This window comes from Bifidobacterium sp. M0399, from assembly GCF_016100595.1.
Classification (GTDB): Bacteria; Actinomycetota; Actinomycetes; order Actinomycetales; family Bifidobacteriaceae; genus Bombiscardovia; species Bombiscardovia polysaccharolytica.
This window is the reverse complement of record NZ_JACFSD010000002.1, coordinates 140,451-155,307: the sequence shown is the minus strand read 5'-3', so window position 1 is coordinate 155,307 and position 14,857 is coordinate 140,451. Positions and strand designations below refer to the sequence as shown.

At 59.5% G+C, this 14,857-nt stretch carries 11 protein-coding genes and 1 pseudogene; 10 read left to right on the top strand and 2 right to left on the bottom strand.

Annotated elements, in window-relative coordinates; genetic code table 11:
* Positions 1–95 precede the first annotated feature (95 nt).
* The 5 genes from H3V09_RS05335 to mtnN all read left to right on the top strand — a co-directional run bounded on the left by H3V09_RS05335 (position 96) and on the right by mtnN (position 5,907).
* Positions 96–1,112, top strand: coding sequence for a CPBP family intramembrane glutamic endopeptidase (locus H3V09_RS05335; protein ID WP_198191351.1), 1,017 nt, complete (start codon positions 96–98; stop codon positions 1,110–1,112).
* 112 nt (positions 1,113–1,224) lie between these two features.
* Positions 1,225–2,589, top strand: coding sequence for a C1 family peptidase (locus H3V09_RS05330; protein WP_046323340.1), 1,365 nt, complete (start codon positions 1,225–1,227; stop codon positions 2,587–2,589).
* Between the two features lie 155 nt (positions 2,590–2,744).
* The gene (locus H3V09_RS05325) at positions 2,745–3,890 is read left to right on the top strand and encodes a 3-deoxy-7-phosphoheptulonate synthase (protein ID WP_198191352.1); all 1,146 of its coding nucleotides are present in this window, start codon (positions 2,745–2,747) and stop codon (positions 3,888–3,890) included.
* Positions 3,887–5,107 (top strand): 3-deoxy-7-phosphoheptulonate synthase, encoded by a 1,221-nt coding sequence (locus H3V09_RS05320; protein ID WP_198191353.1) that lies wholly within the window; start codon positions 3,887–3,889, stop codon positions 5,105–5,107. Before H3V09_RS05325 ends, H3V09_RS05320 begins: the two co-directional genes overlap by 4 nt.
* A gap of 65 nt (positions 5,108–5,172) precedes the next feature.
* Complete coding sequence (mtnN, locus tag H3V09_RS05315; protein ID WP_198191354.1) at positions 5,173–5,907, top strand: 5'-methylthioadenosine/S-adenosylhomocysteine nucleosidase; 735 nt, start codon at positions 5,173–5,175, stop codon at positions 5,905–5,907.
* Positions 5,908–6,104: 197 nt separating this feature from the next.
* Here the strand turns inward: mtnN and H3V09_RS09005 are convergent, their stop codons facing one another.
* Positions 6,105–6,860 carry a substrate-binding domain-containing protein gene (locus H3V09_RS09005; protein WP_232339462.1) on the bottom strand — a complete coding sequence of 252 codons (756 nt, stop codon included), beginning with the start codon at positions 6,858–6,860 and terminating at the stop codon, positions 6,105–6,107.
* A gap of 327 nt (positions 6,861–7,187) precedes the next feature.
* Positions 7,188–7,439: pseudogene (locus H3V09_RS09180) on the bottom strand (DeoR family transcriptional regulator); the annotation flags it as partial.
* Positions 7,440–7,747: 308 nt separating this feature from the next.
* Here H3V09_RS09180 and H3V09_RS05305 point away from each other — a divergent pair.
* The 5 genes from H3V09_RS05305 (at position 7,748) to H3V09_RS05285 (ending at position 14,763) form a co-directional block, all read left to right on the top strand.
* Positions 7,748–9,100, top strand: coding sequence for an ABC transporter substrate-binding protein (locus H3V09_RS05305; RefSeq protein WP_046323884.1), 1,353 nt, complete (start codon positions 7,748–7,750; stop codon positions 9,098–9,100).
* Between the two features lie 130 nt (positions 9,101–9,230).
* Positions 9,231–10,220, top strand: coding sequence for a carbohydrate ABC transporter permease (locus H3V09_RS05300; RefSeq protein ID WP_198191356.1), 990 nt, complete (start codon positions 9,231–9,233; stop codon positions 10,218–10,220).
* A 4-nt stretch (positions 10,221–10,224) separates the two neighbouring features.
* On the top strand, positions 10,225–11,100 hold the full coding sequence (locus tag H3V09_RS05295; RefSeq protein ID WP_046323336.1) for a carbohydrate ABC transporter permease: 876 nt from the start codon (positions 10,225–10,227) through the stop codon (positions 11,098–11,100).
* Positions 11,101–11,103: 3 nt separating this feature from the next.
* Positions 11,104–11,997, top strand: a complete 894-nt coding sequence (locus H3V09_RS05290; protein ID WP_198191357.1) for a hypothetical protein — start codon at positions 11,104–11,106, stop codon at positions 11,995–11,997.
* A gap of 54 nt (positions 11,998–12,051) precedes the next feature.
* On the top strand, positions 12,052–14,763 hold the full coding sequence (locus tag H3V09_RS05285; RefSeq protein ID WP_198191358.1) for an alpha-L-rhamnosidase-related protein: 2,712 nt from the start codon (positions 12,052–12,054) through the stop codon (positions 14,761–14,763).
* Positions 14,764–14,857 lie beyond the last annotated feature (94 nt).

Genomic DNA, 14,857 nt, shown 5'->3' with positions numbered 1-14,857 from the left:
GGCATGGGCGTCAATCTCGATCCGAACCCTTGCTCTGGCCTAGAGTCAGTGGTGAAGGGCGCAGGCCATGGGGTCCACAGGGTTGGGAGAGCATCATGCAGCAACCAAATCACTCATTATCAGAGTCACCCGCCACAGATTCGACCGATGCGGATACGGGCAGACAGGGCGGATCGAGCGCATCTCCAGGGCCCCCACGCTCGTGGAGCGCCCAGGTGCGTCGGGGGGTGGACCTGCAATCCCTCTACGCCCTGGTGTATCTGGTGGTGGCCAACTTGATCGCAGGGGTTCTGAATCTGCCATCAGTGGCTGCAGCCCTGGGCATTGCCCGTCAGCCGGGGCTAGGTGATCTGCTGGGCGATCTGGTCATGCTGATCTTCCTCTTCGGCACCCGCGGCCAGGACCTGCTCGGCCGCGGCTCCAACCCGGTGCGGTACAAGGCTCAAGCCAACCCTGGTCCGGCCGTACTGGTCGGGGCCATCCTGCTGATCATGCTGGCCAGCAGCATCGAAACCGGCTTCACATGGGTGGTCAACCAGGGCTCCCAGGCACTGGGGCTGGTTTACCATTCCACCACTTCGCAGATCGCTGCGGGTCAGCATGGGTTCCTGTCGCCACTGGACACGGCTATCCTGGTCCCCGTCGTCGAGGAGTTCCTGCTGCGCGGCGTGGTCATGGGCAGGCTCAGACCCTACGGGCGAACCTTCGCCATCGTCACCTCCTCCTTTATCTTTGCCTGCCTGCACGGGGACATCACCCAGAGTCTGTTCACCTTCCTGTTGGGTCTGGTTCTGGGTTTCATCGCCATGGAATACTCCATCCTCTGGTCCATGGCTTTGCATATCTTCAACAACCTGGTCCTGGCCGACGCCATGATGTGGCTGACCCAGACGGTGCCGGCCCGCACCGGCACGCTGATCAACCAGGGGATGACCCTTCTGGGCCTGGTTGGGGGACTGGTCGTCCTCTGGCTGATTCGGGGACAGCTGGCAGACCGCCTGCGCGCCAACAGCTCACGCCCTGGCACCTATAAGGGCTGGATCTCCCTTGGGCTGGCTGTCCTGGTGGTCCTGGCCGTGGTCAATGCGGCCCAGCGCTTCTCCCTGGCTTGATAGCCGCAGCTGTCCACATCCTCCTCCAGACGAACCCACGATGACCGATTCCCGCTATGCTGGATGCAGGGATGCAGATACATCCGCATGAAAGGAAACAAGGACAGACCGTATGACATCAGCACTGACACCACTGGATCAGACCCGTTTGGAGGGCCTGCGCACCGCCTTCGACGAGCGTGAGGCCAACCACGTCGCCATGAACGCCGTCACCCAGGTAGGCATCGACGAAGTAGCCCACAACTATAATCGCTCCCGCCTGCTGCAGCACCGATTTTCGGTTAGCATCGACAACGGCACGGTCACCTCGCAGGCGCATTCCGGCCGCTGCTGGCTCTTCAGCTCCTTGAACGTGGCACGATTCGTGGCCCGCAAGGCTCTGAACATTGATGACGAAAGCACCGCCAACCCCATGGGCGACTTCGAGCTGTCCCAGAACTACGCCATGTACTACGACAAGCTCGAGCGCGTCAACTACTTCCTGCGCGACGTAGCGGCTCTGGTGCGTGCAGGCGAGCCCGTCGACTCCCAGCTCATGCGCTTCCTGATGGGCGATGTCATGGGCGATGGCGGCCAGTGGATCATGGCCATGAACATCTATAAGAAGTACGGCGCAGTACCCAAGCAGTTCTACCCCGAGACCGCCTCCTCCCAGGACACCGGCCAGATGAACGATCAGCTGCGTCGTCTGCTCCACCAGGCCACGGCTCACATGGTGGCCAACCCAGACGGCATCGACGAGATCATCGATAGGACCCTGGAGGCCGGTCATCGTATGCTGACCATTCATCTGGGCACCCCGCCCACCAGTTTCGACTGGGAGTGGACCGACAAGGATGGCGTCTTCCACCGGGATGGGCGGATTACCCCGCAGGAGTTCTGGAAGCGCTACGTGAATGCCGGACTTGAGGACTATGTCTGCCTGGTCGACGATCCGCGCCCCGAGCACCCCAAGGGCCGCAAGATCGGCATTGAGCACCTGGGCAACGTGGCTGGCGGCGATCCCACCGAGTATCTGAACGTTCCGGTGGAGGTCATGAAGGACTGCGCCCGTCGTCTGATGAGCGAGCAGGGCCTGCCGGTATGGTTCGGCGCCGACTGCCACCCCATGATGGACCGCAAGGCCGGTCAGTGGGCCACCGACCTGTTCGAGTATGGCCGGGTCTACGGAGTGGACTTCGACATGGACAAGGAGCAGCGGGTGCGCTTCGGCGACTCGGCCCAGAACCACGCCATGGCATTCGTGGGCGTGGACGTGGCCGATGACGGCCGGACCACCAACCGCTGGCGGGTGGAGAACTCCTGGGGCGAAGAGATCGCCAACAAGGGCTACTTCACCATGAGCGACGACTGGTTCAGCCAGTATGTCTACGAGGTGGCCGTACCCAAGTCCATGCTGTCCGAGGAGTATCGTCAGGCCTTCGACCAGGATGCCATCATGCTGCCCGCCTGGGACCCCATGGGTGCCCTGGCCTGAGCAACAGCACTAATTCATCCACTTTTATCCATCAAACTGTTCGTTCCCGTGGTCTATAAGGATCCCGGGAACGGACTGTCCACATTGGCCCGGATGTGGGCGGTCATAAGGAATTCGGGCGTAATCGTCGCAGTACGACAGAGAGGAGAGCGACCGTGGCATTCGTCAAGGAACCGGATATCATCCCGGAAGAGGAGCGGCAGTATTTTGCCGATACGGCCGTCTTTCCCGAAACAGTGGATGTCAACATTCGTCAGCTGGACCCAATCCCGGCCCCGAGGGTTTTTCTGCGCTCGCGACCCTTGGACCCGGAGCGGATGAGTCTGGTAAGGGACTCCCGCCAGGCCATTCGCGAAGTTCTGCATGGACGGGACGACAGGCTGCTGGTCATCACCGGCCCTTGTTCCATCCACGACCCGGAGGCTGCTCTGGAGTACGCCCGACGTCTGTCGGCCGTCAATGAGCGGTTGAAGGATCGGCTGCTGATCGTCATGAGGGTCTACTTCGAGAAGCCTCGGACCACGATCGGCTGGAAGGGGCTGATCAACGACCCCGACTTGGATGGAACATTCAACATCCGCAAGGGGATTCGCCTGGCCCGCCAGGTGCTTTGGCAGGTCCTGGGCCAGGGGATTCCGGCGGCCACAGAATGGCTGGACCCCATCACCCCACAATATCTTTCCGACGCGGTCAGCTGGGGGGCCATCGGGGCTCGGAACACGGAGAGCCAGGTCCACAGGGAGCTGGCCAGCGGCATGTCCATGCCCATGGGCTTCAAGAACTCGACCGATGGCAGCGTAGAGGCTGCGGTCGATTCCTGCCTGGCTGCGGCATCCGAACATCACTTCCTGTCCATCAACCTGGACGGCCATGTCATCGCTGCCGAGACCAGGGGAAACCCTGACTGCCACATCATTCTGCGCGGTTCTGGTCATGGTCCCAACTACGATGCGGAATCCGTCCGATCCGCCCTGGAGGCCATACATCAGGCGCCGTTGGGCCCTGGCGCCTGCAGAGGTCTGATTGTGGACGCAGCTCACGGCAACTGCGGCAAGGACCCCGTACGTGAGGCCCAGGTGGTCGAGGAGCTGGCAGACCGTCTCGCCAAGGGCGAGCAGGGCCTGTCAGGCATCATGATGGAGAGTTTCCTTGAGGGCGGTCACCAGAAACCGGCCCCACTGGATCAGTTGGTCTTCGGCAGGTCCGTCACCGATGCTTGCATTTCCTGGGACAGGACCGAGGAACTGTTGCAGATCCTGGCCGATGCCGTGCAAGCTCGTCGGGAAAGGAAGAAGGCATGAGTCGGATGAAGGATGAGCCACAGGAGCCCCTACCCCGACCCAGCAAGGCCTACGAGGTCGAACTGGTGCACAAGGCGCTGGCGGCGGGCGTCAACCCCCTGCAGACCGGGAACGTGCCCAGGTGGGAGGACGAGGTAGGCATAGGGCGGATCGTCAACAGGCGGGTCTTTGAGCTTGACCGCCTGCCTTCACCCGCGCAGATGCTGACCCGATACCCCTTGGATGGGCCGGCCAAGGATCTGGTCATCCGCTCCCGGCAGGAGATTGTGGACTGTTTGCATGGGCGGGACGACCGGTTGCTGGTCATTGTGGGTCCCTGCTCCATCCATGACCCTGATGCCGCTCTGGACTATGCTCGTCGTCTGTCGGCCGTCAATGAGCGGTTGAAGGATCGGCTGCTGATTGTCATGCGGGTCTACTTCGAGAAGCCTCGGACGACGGTCGGCTGGAAAGGCCTGATCAACGACCCCGATCTGGATGGCAGCCACAACATCCAAAAGGGCCTGGTCCTGGCACGGCGCATCCTGCTGGGTGTGCTGGAGACGGGGCTTCCGGCGGCCACGGAATTCCTGGAACCAACATCGCCCCAGTACATCTCTGATGCGGTCAGCTGGGGGGCCATCGGTGCTCGGAACACGGAGAGCCAGGTCCATCGCCAACTGGCCAGCGGCATGTCCATGCCCATCGGCTTCAAAAACGCTACGGACGGCAGCGTGGATGTGGCTATTGATTCCTGCTATGCGGCCTCTCAGCGTCACACTTTCTTCGGGATAGACCACGAAGGTCAGGCCGCAGCCGTAGCGACCATGGGCAATCCCGACTGCCATTTGGTTCTTCGCGGCTCCAAGTCCGGCCCCAACTACGATCAGGACTCGGTGCGGGCGGCCCTTGCCGTGCTGCGCCAGCGCATGCCCAAGGACAGCGCGGCTGCCCACGGACTGATCATCGATGCCTCCCACGGCAATTCCGGCAAGGATGAGCGGCGCCAGATCCAGGTTGTCCATGAGTTGGCCCAGCGAATAGGCGATGGCGAGGAGGGCTTTACCGGGCTGATGATGGAGAGTTTCATACGTGGTGGCAATCAGAAGCCGGCTCCGCTGGACCAACTGGTTTACGGGTGTTCGATCACCGACCGCTGCATCTCGTGGCCTGATACTCAGGACCTGCTGGAGGAGCTGGCGGAGGCAGTGGAACGTCGTCGCGGCACGGCTCGTTGACTTGCGGTCTGCAGTAGGCTGGTCGGGCCGCAGTTGCGGGTGAAATCATGGGTAAGGAGTCAGATATGAGTGAAGCAGGCGATTCCATGGAGGGCGAAGATCAGCGGCCGGTTGCCATCATAGGAGCCATGGATGAGGAGGTGGCTCTGATCGGCCAAGGCCTGAAACAGGCGGATCAGGATTCCCATGCCGGCGATGCCGGATTAAAGGTCATAAGCGGCACCCTTGATGGATCACACGGCCTGGTTCGGCTGGCCGCCACCGTGGGCGGCATGGGCACCGTCAACATTGCCGCCACCACACAGTATCTGATCGATGCCTTCCATCCCAAGGCCGTCATCTTCTCCGGCATCGCCGGCAACCTGAACAAGGACCTGCACATCAATGACGTGGTTCTTGGAGGCACCCTGCGCTACCTGGATACCGACATGCGATTGGTGGCCCAGTCAGCCCCCGGCACGGAGGAGTTCCACTCAGACCCTCACCTGCTGGATCTGGCTGATCGGACCTTGGATGCCATGGGGATCAAGCATATCGTCGGCACAATTGCGACCGGTAACTACTTTGTGGACAGCCCGGAGAAGATCGCTCAAGTCAAGGAGCAGACCGGGGCCGACGCAGTCGAGATGGAGGGTGCGGCCGTCTGCCACGTGGCGGCCCGTAACAAGGTGCCGGCACTGGTTATCCGCGCTCTGAGCGACAACGCCGACACCGACTACGAGGTTTTCCGGGAGTTCGACATCTCCGAATATGCGGACACGGCCGCCAGGCTGGTGCTGGGCATCGTGCGCGAGCTCTGAGTGCTGACAGCAAGGATTCCCTGCTTTAGGGCCTTTTGCCTATTGAAGGCTGTTGACTGGGGCTTGACGGCCTTCGCTTGTGCATTCGTTGGCTGATTATTCATCAACTACATGGTTATTGCGGCCACTCTGGTCTTGACCGGTTCATGGAGCAGCTGGTTGTCAGTTGCTCCATGCAGACCCTAAGCAGATGATGTCTACTTGTCAGCCATATCGGCAACTGATCCCCTGTCAATGAGTGCGGGCTCGATGTAGACGTGCTCGATACGCTGGTCCGGATCTTGTATCCGCCGCACCTGGAGGCGCAGGGCAGCGGACGCCAGATCCTGGGCCGAGGATCGCAAGACGGTCAGGCGCTTGGTGTAGCCGTCGATAGTGATCATGGATAGATCATTGGGAATGTGGCACCCCCGTCTTTCCAGGGCCTGGACCAGAGCGATGGACAGGTAGTCTGGATGGACCAGGACAGCCGTGGTTTGTGTCTCCAGAATCGTCTGGACGATCAGCTCGACATCCTCGGCCACATATGGCTGCTTGTCCTTGAGCAGGAAGGTCTGTTCAAGCCCGCCTCCTTCTTTCATCATCAACCGCCAGCCCAGCTCGATATCGCCTGCGGTGGGGGTGCTGCCCAGAGCCAGTCCCACACGGTGGTGGCCGTGCTGACGGAAATGTTGCAGTCCTCGGCGGACTCCGGCTGGATGGTCAGTATGAACCGAGTCGAAGAATCCGGGCAGCCATTGTGGCGGATGGCGTTCCAGAATGGTTACAGGCAGTTGGCACTCGGTCAGCCACTGCCAGGTTTCCGGTGCGACATCCGGTTCAATGCTGGGGGCCATGATCAGTCCAAGCATCTGTGGATCAGCAGCCAGATCATCCAGGATATCTACCTCGGGAAAGGTCTCGTAGGAAGTTTCCTTGGCCACGATCTCCAGGTCGAATTGTTCAGCTGCCATACGTCTAATCGCATCGGTCACTGAGGGCCAGATGAAGCTGGGTTCGGGTAGGGCTACACCGATTCGGCTTCGACGAACGACAGTAGTTCCATCCTGGCTGGAGGCATTATCCATGGTAAGGCTTGACACGTTAGCACTGGTTTTGCCGTCGGTGTTTCCGCTGCTGGTTCTTGCTTCTTTATTGAGTCTTCTGGCTTTCTTTTTCGAGGCGACTTTCGTTCCGACAGATGACTTTGGTATTCCAGTCAAGGCCAGGCCAGAATCGTAAGAGGAAGAGACTGTAAACGTTTCGGCTGATTGGCCTTGGGGATCCAGGGATTTGACGGCCAGGGCACCTCCGCGCACTCGTCTGACGAGACCAGCTCTGGCCAGATTGTTCAAATCCCTTCTGATGGTTATTTCAGTGGTGCCCATCATCTGCGCCAGGTAGGGCACTCTGACTACGCTGTCTCTAAGAAGTGCGTTGAGAATCAGCTCTCGTCTTTGAGCCGGGAGCCATCCTGCCGCCGGGGGCTTTGGAAAGGACCCATCGGCGGGGTCCTGTTTTTTACTTCCTGCCCCTGATTCTCTTTGATTCATGCTCCGGCCTCGATGCTTTACTACGATGCTGATGAGGGCAGTCACGACGGCCAACATCCCTGATTTTCTAACTTGCCTAGCCTTCATAGTGTATACCAGAGTTATCTCCTAAGAGTGATGGAAACAGACTGCAACAAACTCTTCAGGTCATTTTCCGACCATTTAGTCTGGTTTTGTTCGTTCGGAATCATCATGGGCAGGTAAGCCAACAAGGGTTCACCTAGGGACTGTGACGAATCTGGAACGAGAGAGGGGTCGGCCACATCCGGCCTCTTCCCCGGCATTGTCGCCGAAGGAAAGGGATGACCATGAACGTGAAAACTGTAACCAAGGCTCTGGCGGTGACTACTGCGGGCATCATGCTGCTGGCTGGCTGCGGCGGTGGTGGCTCAAGCAAGCAAGCCTCCTCAGGCAGTGACGGATTCGACAGCAAGGCCAAAACAGCCATCACCTTCGCAGGGTGGTCTTTGGACATGACCCCCGAGTTCAAGACTCTGGCTAACGGCTTCCATAAAGCCCACCCCAACGTGACTGTCAACGTCAAGCAGTACTCCGCTGATGACTATGACAAGCAGCTGACGGCGGACATCTCCTCTGGCGCCCAGCCCGATGTCTTCCCCATCAAGAACATGCTCAAGTACGTCACCTATTCAGACTCACAGGGACTGGCGGATATCTCCGACATCGCCAAGGGTTACCAGGGCAACAAGCACATTGATCTGAACGGCTATGAGCACAATGGCAAGTACTTCGCCCTGCCCTACCGCAGTGATACCTGGGTCCTCTTCTATAACAAGGACATGTTCAAGAAGGCCGGGGTTGAAGAGCCGAACGCCAAGTGGACCTGGGATGATTACACCAAGGCTGCCAAGGAACTCAAGGAGAAGCTGCCGGCAGCAGGTTACGATGCCAACAGCGTCTACCCCATGTACATGCACAATTGGCAGTCCGTGGTGCAGTCCTTCGCTCTGGCACAGTGCGGCAAGTCGGCAGACAGCACCTTCCTCAAGGCCGACTTCTCATACATGGAGCCCTTCTACAAGAGGGCCTTGGAGTGGCAGAAGGACAAGTATACGATCGACTGGAACACCTCATTCACCAACAAGGTTCAGTATCAGGCGCAGTTCGGCACTCAGAAGGCCGCTATGATGCCCATGGGCACTTGGTACGCCGCCACCCTTGTCAGCCAGCAACAGTCTGGTGAAGCCGAGAAATTCAGCTGGGGCATGGCTCCGGCTCCCCAGAACCCCGACAAGAAGCTGCCCAAGACCCCGATCACCTTCGGCAGCCCCACCAGCCTGGCAGTCTCTTCCAAGGCCACCGGCCAGAAACTGGCTGCTGCCAAGGAGTTCGTGAAGTGGGCCAGTGGCCAAGGCGGCGCTCTTGAGTTGGCCAAGCTCTCCACCACCCCCGCTTACATCGACGACAAGGTGACCGAGATTTTCTTCTCTCCTGAGGGCATGGCCTCCGACCAGGCCTCCAAGGATGCATGGAGCAAGCACGACATGAAGATGGAAGCCCCCGTGGCCACGGCCACGGACACCATCAACTCCCTCCTCAAGGACACCCACTCCTCGATCATGACCGGCGCCAAGTCCCCGTCCGATGGGCTCAAGGAAGCAACCCAGAACGTCAAGGACCAGGGCGTGCTGGACGAGTAGTTCCTGGTGACGGATGAGGAGGCTTCAGGATGCATACAGGTCCTGAAGCCTCCTACTGAGCCAGTTGGAGTAAGGGCGGCCGTGGACTGCCCGAACCCATGACGCATGATGGTAGTAAGGAGAGGCACAGATGTCAGAAGAAATCGGTGTGATCGACGATCGACAGGCGGTCGCTGATCACAAAACAGGGTCTCATAGGCCCGGCGGCGGACGCCGAGCCCCGAGTGCCAAGCAGGGCAAGTTCAATGCTAAGGCGATTTCACGAAGGAACCTGCGCAATGGTTTGATATTCATATCACCGAATTTCATAGGTTTTATCTGCCTGACTCTCCTGCCCACTCTTACGCTCTTTTATATAGCTTTTACCAAGTGGTCGGCCTTCGGCAACCCCGTCTTGAACGGCGTGAAGAACTGGGTCAGGCTATCCCACGACAAGATTTTCATGACCTCGGTGTGGAATACCATCTACTATTCGATAGTCCACATCCCCCTGACCCTGGTCCTGGCCTTCGCTCTGGCCGTCCTGCTCAATTCCAAGCTGCGCGGACGCGCTTTCTTCAGAACGGTGGCCTTCTTCCCCTACATCACTTCCATAGTGGCTGCGGCCCAGGTTTGGGGCATGCTCTTCGACCCCAAGTCCGGCCCTATAAACTCCTTCCTGCGGCTTTTCATCAGCAATCCCCCCGGGTGGCTGGGCTCGACGACCTGGGCCATGCCTGCGGTCATCGTCGTGGGTACCTGGCGAGAGGTCGGCTACTATATGATCCTGCTCCTGGCAGGTCTGCAGACCATCCCCTCCGAGCTCTATGAGGCTGCTGAGCTCGATGGCACAAACGGATGGCAGCGCTTCTGGCATGTGACCGTTCCCATGATGCGCCCCACGCTTTTCTTCGTCATGGTCACCCTGACCATCGGATCCTTCAAGATTCTTGATCTGACACTGGTTATGACCGATGGCGGACCCGGCACCAGCACCCTGGTTCTGGCGCAGTACATCTACCGTGTGGCCTTCGAGCGTGGTGACTTCGGCTATGCTTCGACCGTCTCCCTGGTTCTTCTGGCCATATGCATGGTAGTCACGCTCTTCCAGTTCTGGTACAACAACCTGAAGGAGGACTGAGATCATGTCCACCAATACAGTCTCTGCAGACATTCCTTGGAACAAGAAGCAGGTCTCCCCGGCCAAGATCGTCGGCACCGTCATCGGGTATCTGGCCATGATTGCTGTATCCGCCTTCGTGCTCCTGCCCTTCTTCTGGATGTTCCTCTCCTCCCTCAAACCCAACAATGAGGTCTATGCCATCCCCATCAAGTGGTTCCCATCGGTCTGGCACTGGGAGAATTACGCAGCCATCTGGACCAAGTCGGATATGACGACTTGGTTGCTCAACACCATCTTCTTCGCTGTGATTGTGACCCTCCTGCAGGTCTTCACCGGGTCCTTCGCCGCCTATGGCTTCTCGAAGATCCCCTTCAGGGGACGTACCACCCTCTTCCTGATCTACATCGCCACCATGGCCGTTCCCTGGCAGGCCTACATGATTCCGCAGTTCAAGCTGGTTTCCGCCGTCGGTCTCTCCGATACCAGATGGTCTATCATCCTTCTGCAAGCCTTTGGAGCCTTCGGTGTTTTCATGATGAAGCAGTTCTACGACACCATACCTGAGGATCTGTCTGAGGCGGGCCGATTGGATGGGCTCAGTGAGTTTGGCATCTACTGGCGCATTATGCTTCCCCTGTCGGGACCGTCCCTAGCGGCCTTGGCCATCATTACTTTCACCAATACGTGGAACGATTATATGGGTCCGCTGATTTACTTGCGTTCCCAGAAGCTCTACACGATCCAGCTGGGCCTCAAGCTCTTTATCTCCCAGTACAATGCTGATTTTGCCATGATTATGACCGGCTCGGTTCTTTCGGTCCTGCCCATTCTGATCGTCTTCCTCATCGGTCAGAAGCAGTTCATCGCCGGCATTGCGACATCCGGTATGAAAGGCTGAATCTTGGCTGGAAGCGATGGCGACCAGGGGCGTCCCGCCAAGGGCTACGCCATGCGGGCCCTCTTGGGGATCACCAACTCCATTGCTGTGGTGCTGGGTGCTGGGTGCTGCTCCCTGCTGGGGATGCTGCCTATGGCTGCTGTACTGATCTTTCTGAGAGATCTGCAGTACTTCCCGACTTATCTGCTGTCAGTCGTACTGTCCGCGCCTGGTCTGGCTGCCCTCTTTGCCATCTATCGCGATCATCCAGGCCTGTCATCGGCCTCTGCCCGGGCCAGGCGGCAGGCCGTGGATTCCATGACAGAGCATGGGCAGTCTCTGCCGGATTGGATAGCGAAACCCTATGTGGATTCGGGTACGGTCTATGGATTCTTCCGTGCATACTGGCGGGCCTACAAGGTTCTGGCCCTGAGGTCATGGGCGACTTGGCTGCCTCTGGGGCTCATCGCCTTCGCGCTGATCTATGATCTGCAGATTGCATCGCAGCTCTCATGGGGCCAGATTCTGTTCCTCCCCATCCTGGTATGCCTGCTGCTCCTGGTTCAGACCGCCTTGGTCTCTCTGGTACTGCTGGTGGAATATCCTCGGGCGCGCATCCGCAAGGTGTTGGTCAATGGCCTCCTCCTGTCGGTGCGCCGTTGGTACATGATGGTTCTGTCGCTGGCGGTCCTCGCTGGATATGCCTGGGGGCTGATGCGCTCGCCCATCCTGGTGGCTCTTCTGGCCACAGGTCTAATCTGGTATCTGGTCTGGGCGGCTGTGCGGTGGCAGGCCGATCCCTTCTTCCAACAGATGGCCCGTGAGAGCGGGGACCCGGGTGTCCAGGCCATGTATGGACTGCCTGACGCTGGAGCCAAGGGCTCCTCCTTCACTGCGCTGCAGGACTACCGGCAATAGCGGTTCATGAAGAACAGTTGTATTTAAAAGCAGGCTCAAGGAGGATTCGCTGGAATGGGCTGTGAGCCTTTGCAGGTGCTGATCGAGGACCGGGACCGTCCTGTGGATATCGAGCCGGGGACCAGGCCCACGGTCAGGTGGAGGCTGGATCCTTTGCCGTCCTGGGCGGATAAAGTCCGTTTCGCTAGGGTACGAGTCTTCGAACAACCTAAGGGGCGGATACTTGCAGACACTGGCATCCAACCTGCGGACGAGCTTAATGGAAGCCGTCTGCCTGGACCTGATATGGATCCTTCGCGACGGTATTGGCTGACCGTTCTTCTGCTGGATGCACAGGGCCGTCGGTTGATAGGGTCTGAACCCATCACCTTTGGCACGGGGCCTGGCCTGGTCTGGCACGCTCGAGCCATTTGGTCCGAAGAGGACGAAAAGAACTCCTCAGGTCCTCAGGGCAATGCCAAAGGTTGGGCGCTGATGCGTGGTGTGATCCGGCTGCCCCCGGGGCCGATCCTCTGGGCTAGTCTGTACGCGACCGCTGACAGCACCGTACCTGCGCGTCAGTTTGTCTACCGACTATGGCTCAATGGGCGCTTTCTGGGCTGTGGACCGGTATTTCCCTTGGATGGAGAGGATCGTTACAGGGGCTACGATGTCACCGGCCTCTTGCGTCCGGGAGCGGAGAATGTTCTGGGCGTGGTGGCCTATGCCATGGAAGGCCGACGCTTTCAGGCCCAGTTGGATGTGGGCCGGCCTGACGGCAGTGTGGAGCACTACGGCACGGACGCCGAATGGAAGGCTATTAGCGGTGCCAAGGCCTTTCCTGACAGCGCGTCCATCGGCACAACCTACTATCAGGCTCCGGCTGAGGACATCGACCTGTCCCGATATCCTTGGGGTTTTTCTCGGCCGGGCTTTGACGACTCTGCCTGGCGGAAGATTCGGATTCGGCCCTCATTCTCCAAGTGCCTTGCCGCTCCTGCGGATGGCACCAGACTGACTCGGGTGAAAGCTCATAGGGTTTTGGCGGCTGCTCCTGGCCATCTTCTGCTGGACTTCGGCTCCGTGCGGTTGGGCGGCATCGGGCTTCGGGTGGATCTGTCGCAACATTTGGATCTGACCGTCCGCTACGGGGAGGTCCTGGACGGCCAAGGAGGCGTTCGTTACCGTCTGGCCACCTCCAACGTCTATCAGGATCGCTGGCGGCTGCAACCTGGCAGCAACCGGGCACAGACTTGGGGGATCCGGGTCTTTCGATATCTGGAGCTGATCTGGCCTGCGGAATCTGACCCTGAAGGGTTGCTGGCGAGCCTGTCTGACGGGGGCCTGTGGGCAGAGTGCCTTGAGTCTCCCGTATATGACGACCACGCCAGGTTCCATTGCGACAGGCCTCTGTTGGATGAGGTCTGGCAGCTGGGGCGGAACACCATCAGGGGACTCAACGCTGACATCTACGTAGATTCCTGGACTCGGGAACGGGCTCCCTATGAGGCTGATGCCTGGATCCAGCAGCGGGCTCATATGGTGCTGGATGATGCGCCCGCCCTGGGCCGTTACAGTGTGGACTATCTCATCGCCAACAGAACCTGGCCCACCGAGTGGCCCCTCTACAGCATTTTGGCTGTGCACGATGCCTGGATGCACACCGGGGATCTGACCCAGGCGGCGGCCCAGTACGAACGGCTGATGAGACTGCTGCCAGACAAATATCTGGACCAAGACAGCGGATTGATCGTCAAGGACCCCGGCACTTCCAGCCAGATGGATGGCGACCTGGTCGACTGGCCGCCCGTTGAACGCGATGGATATGTCTTCGGCCGTGTCAATACGGTCATCAACGCACTGGCCAGTGCTGCTTATAAAGCCATGGCTCGTCTGTCGCGGGCCTTGGGCCGTCGCAGCAGAGCTGCCCGTCTGGCAGAGGTGTCCCGAAAAATGCAGGAGGCCTTGAATGAGCGGCTCTACGATCCAGCGGTCGGCGCCTACCGGGATGGCCTGCTAGACGGTCCCGACGGCCCGCCCATCGATCACTGTGCCATGCATGCCTCGGCCTTTGTCCTGGCTTTTGCGCCTCCCTCTGATCCCGCTCGTCTGGAGGCGGTCGGTGCCTATCTGCGTCGTAGAGGGATGGCCTGCAGCGCCTATGCGGCCGCCGTGCTTTTGGATGGACTTTATCGATCGGGTCTAGGGGCTGATGCCTTGGCTCTGCTTTCGGCAGGTGACGGTATCCGCACCTGGAAGCATATGCTGGACCAGGGTGCTGGAGGCACCATGGAGGCCTGGGACCCATCGATCAAATCCAACACCACCTATTCGCACCCATGGGGGGCCTCACCTGTCTGGCTGATTTCCAGCGGGCTGATGGGGCTGCGGCCTTTGAAACCCGGGTACCGAGAATTCGTTGTCGCGCTCCAACCTGGAGGTCTGGGCAGGGCCGAGCTGACCATGCCCGTGCCCACTGGGGACATCCATATCTCCTATAGGATTACAGGAAAAGCGGATAGCAGGCCAGGGTTTGTCCCCCTGCCGGATATCGATCTGGACCTGGTGGTGCCGCAGGGCTGTCGGGGTCATTTGGTCCTCCCGCCTATATGTGGTGTCAGGCCAGGGGGTCAGGTCGAGGCATTGCTGGACGGGTCGCCAATCATGCTGAAGGCCTTGGATGCCGACAATCGGGTGGCCGGCATTCGTTGCAGAGCGGGATCGTTGCTTGCGGATGCGCTGCCCTGCGGCCATCACCATCTGGTGCTGCCGCACGCGCAGGCTTGACAGTCTTTTCTGATCTGTGTATTGTTAGCCCTTGCATACCAAAGACCGTTGGTCGGGACCCTTGGGTCTCCTAAGTTCGGTTGATCGAGCCAGC

What these genes read in the sequence shown, in the direction of transcription:
- H3V09_RS05335 (WP_198191351.1), top strand. Translation starts at nt 96, where the DNA reads ATGCAGCAACCAAATCACTCATTATCAGAGTCACCCGCCACAGATTCG.
- H3V09_RS05330 (WP_046323340.1), top strand. Translation starts at nt 1,225, where the DNA reads ATGACATCAGCACTGACACCACTGGATCAGACCCGTTTGGAGGGCCTG.
- H3V09_RS05320 (WP_198191353.1), top strand. Translation starts at nt 3,887, where the DNA reads ATGAGTCGGATGAAGGATGAGCCACAGGAGCCCCTACCCCGACCCAGC.
- mtnN (WP_198191354.1), top strand. Translation starts at nt 5,173, where the DNA reads ATGAGTGAAGCAGGCGATTCCATGGAGGGCGAAGATCAGCGGCCGGTT.
- H3V09_RS09005 (WP_232339462.1), bottom strand. Translation starts at nt 6,860, where the DNA reads ATGGCAGCTGAACAATTCGACCTGGAGATCGTGGCCAAGGAAACTTCC.
- H3V09_RS05305 (WP_046323884.1), top strand. Translation starts at nt 7,748, where the DNA reads ATGAACGTGAAAACTGTAACCAAGGCTCTGGCGGTGACTACTGCGGGC.
- H3V09_RS05300 (WP_198191356.1), top strand. Translation starts at nt 9,231, where the DNA reads ATGTCAGAAGAAATCGGTGTGATCGACGATCGACAGGCGGTCGCTGAT.
- H3V09_RS05295 (WP_046323336.1), top strand. Translation starts at nt 10,225, where the DNA reads ATGTCCACCAATACAGTCTCTGCAGACATTCCTTGGAACAAGAAGCAG.
- H3V09_RS05285 (WP_198191358.1), top strand. Translation starts at nt 12,052, where the DNA reads ATGGGCTGTGAGCCTTTGCAGGTGCTGATCGAGGACCGGGACCGTCCT.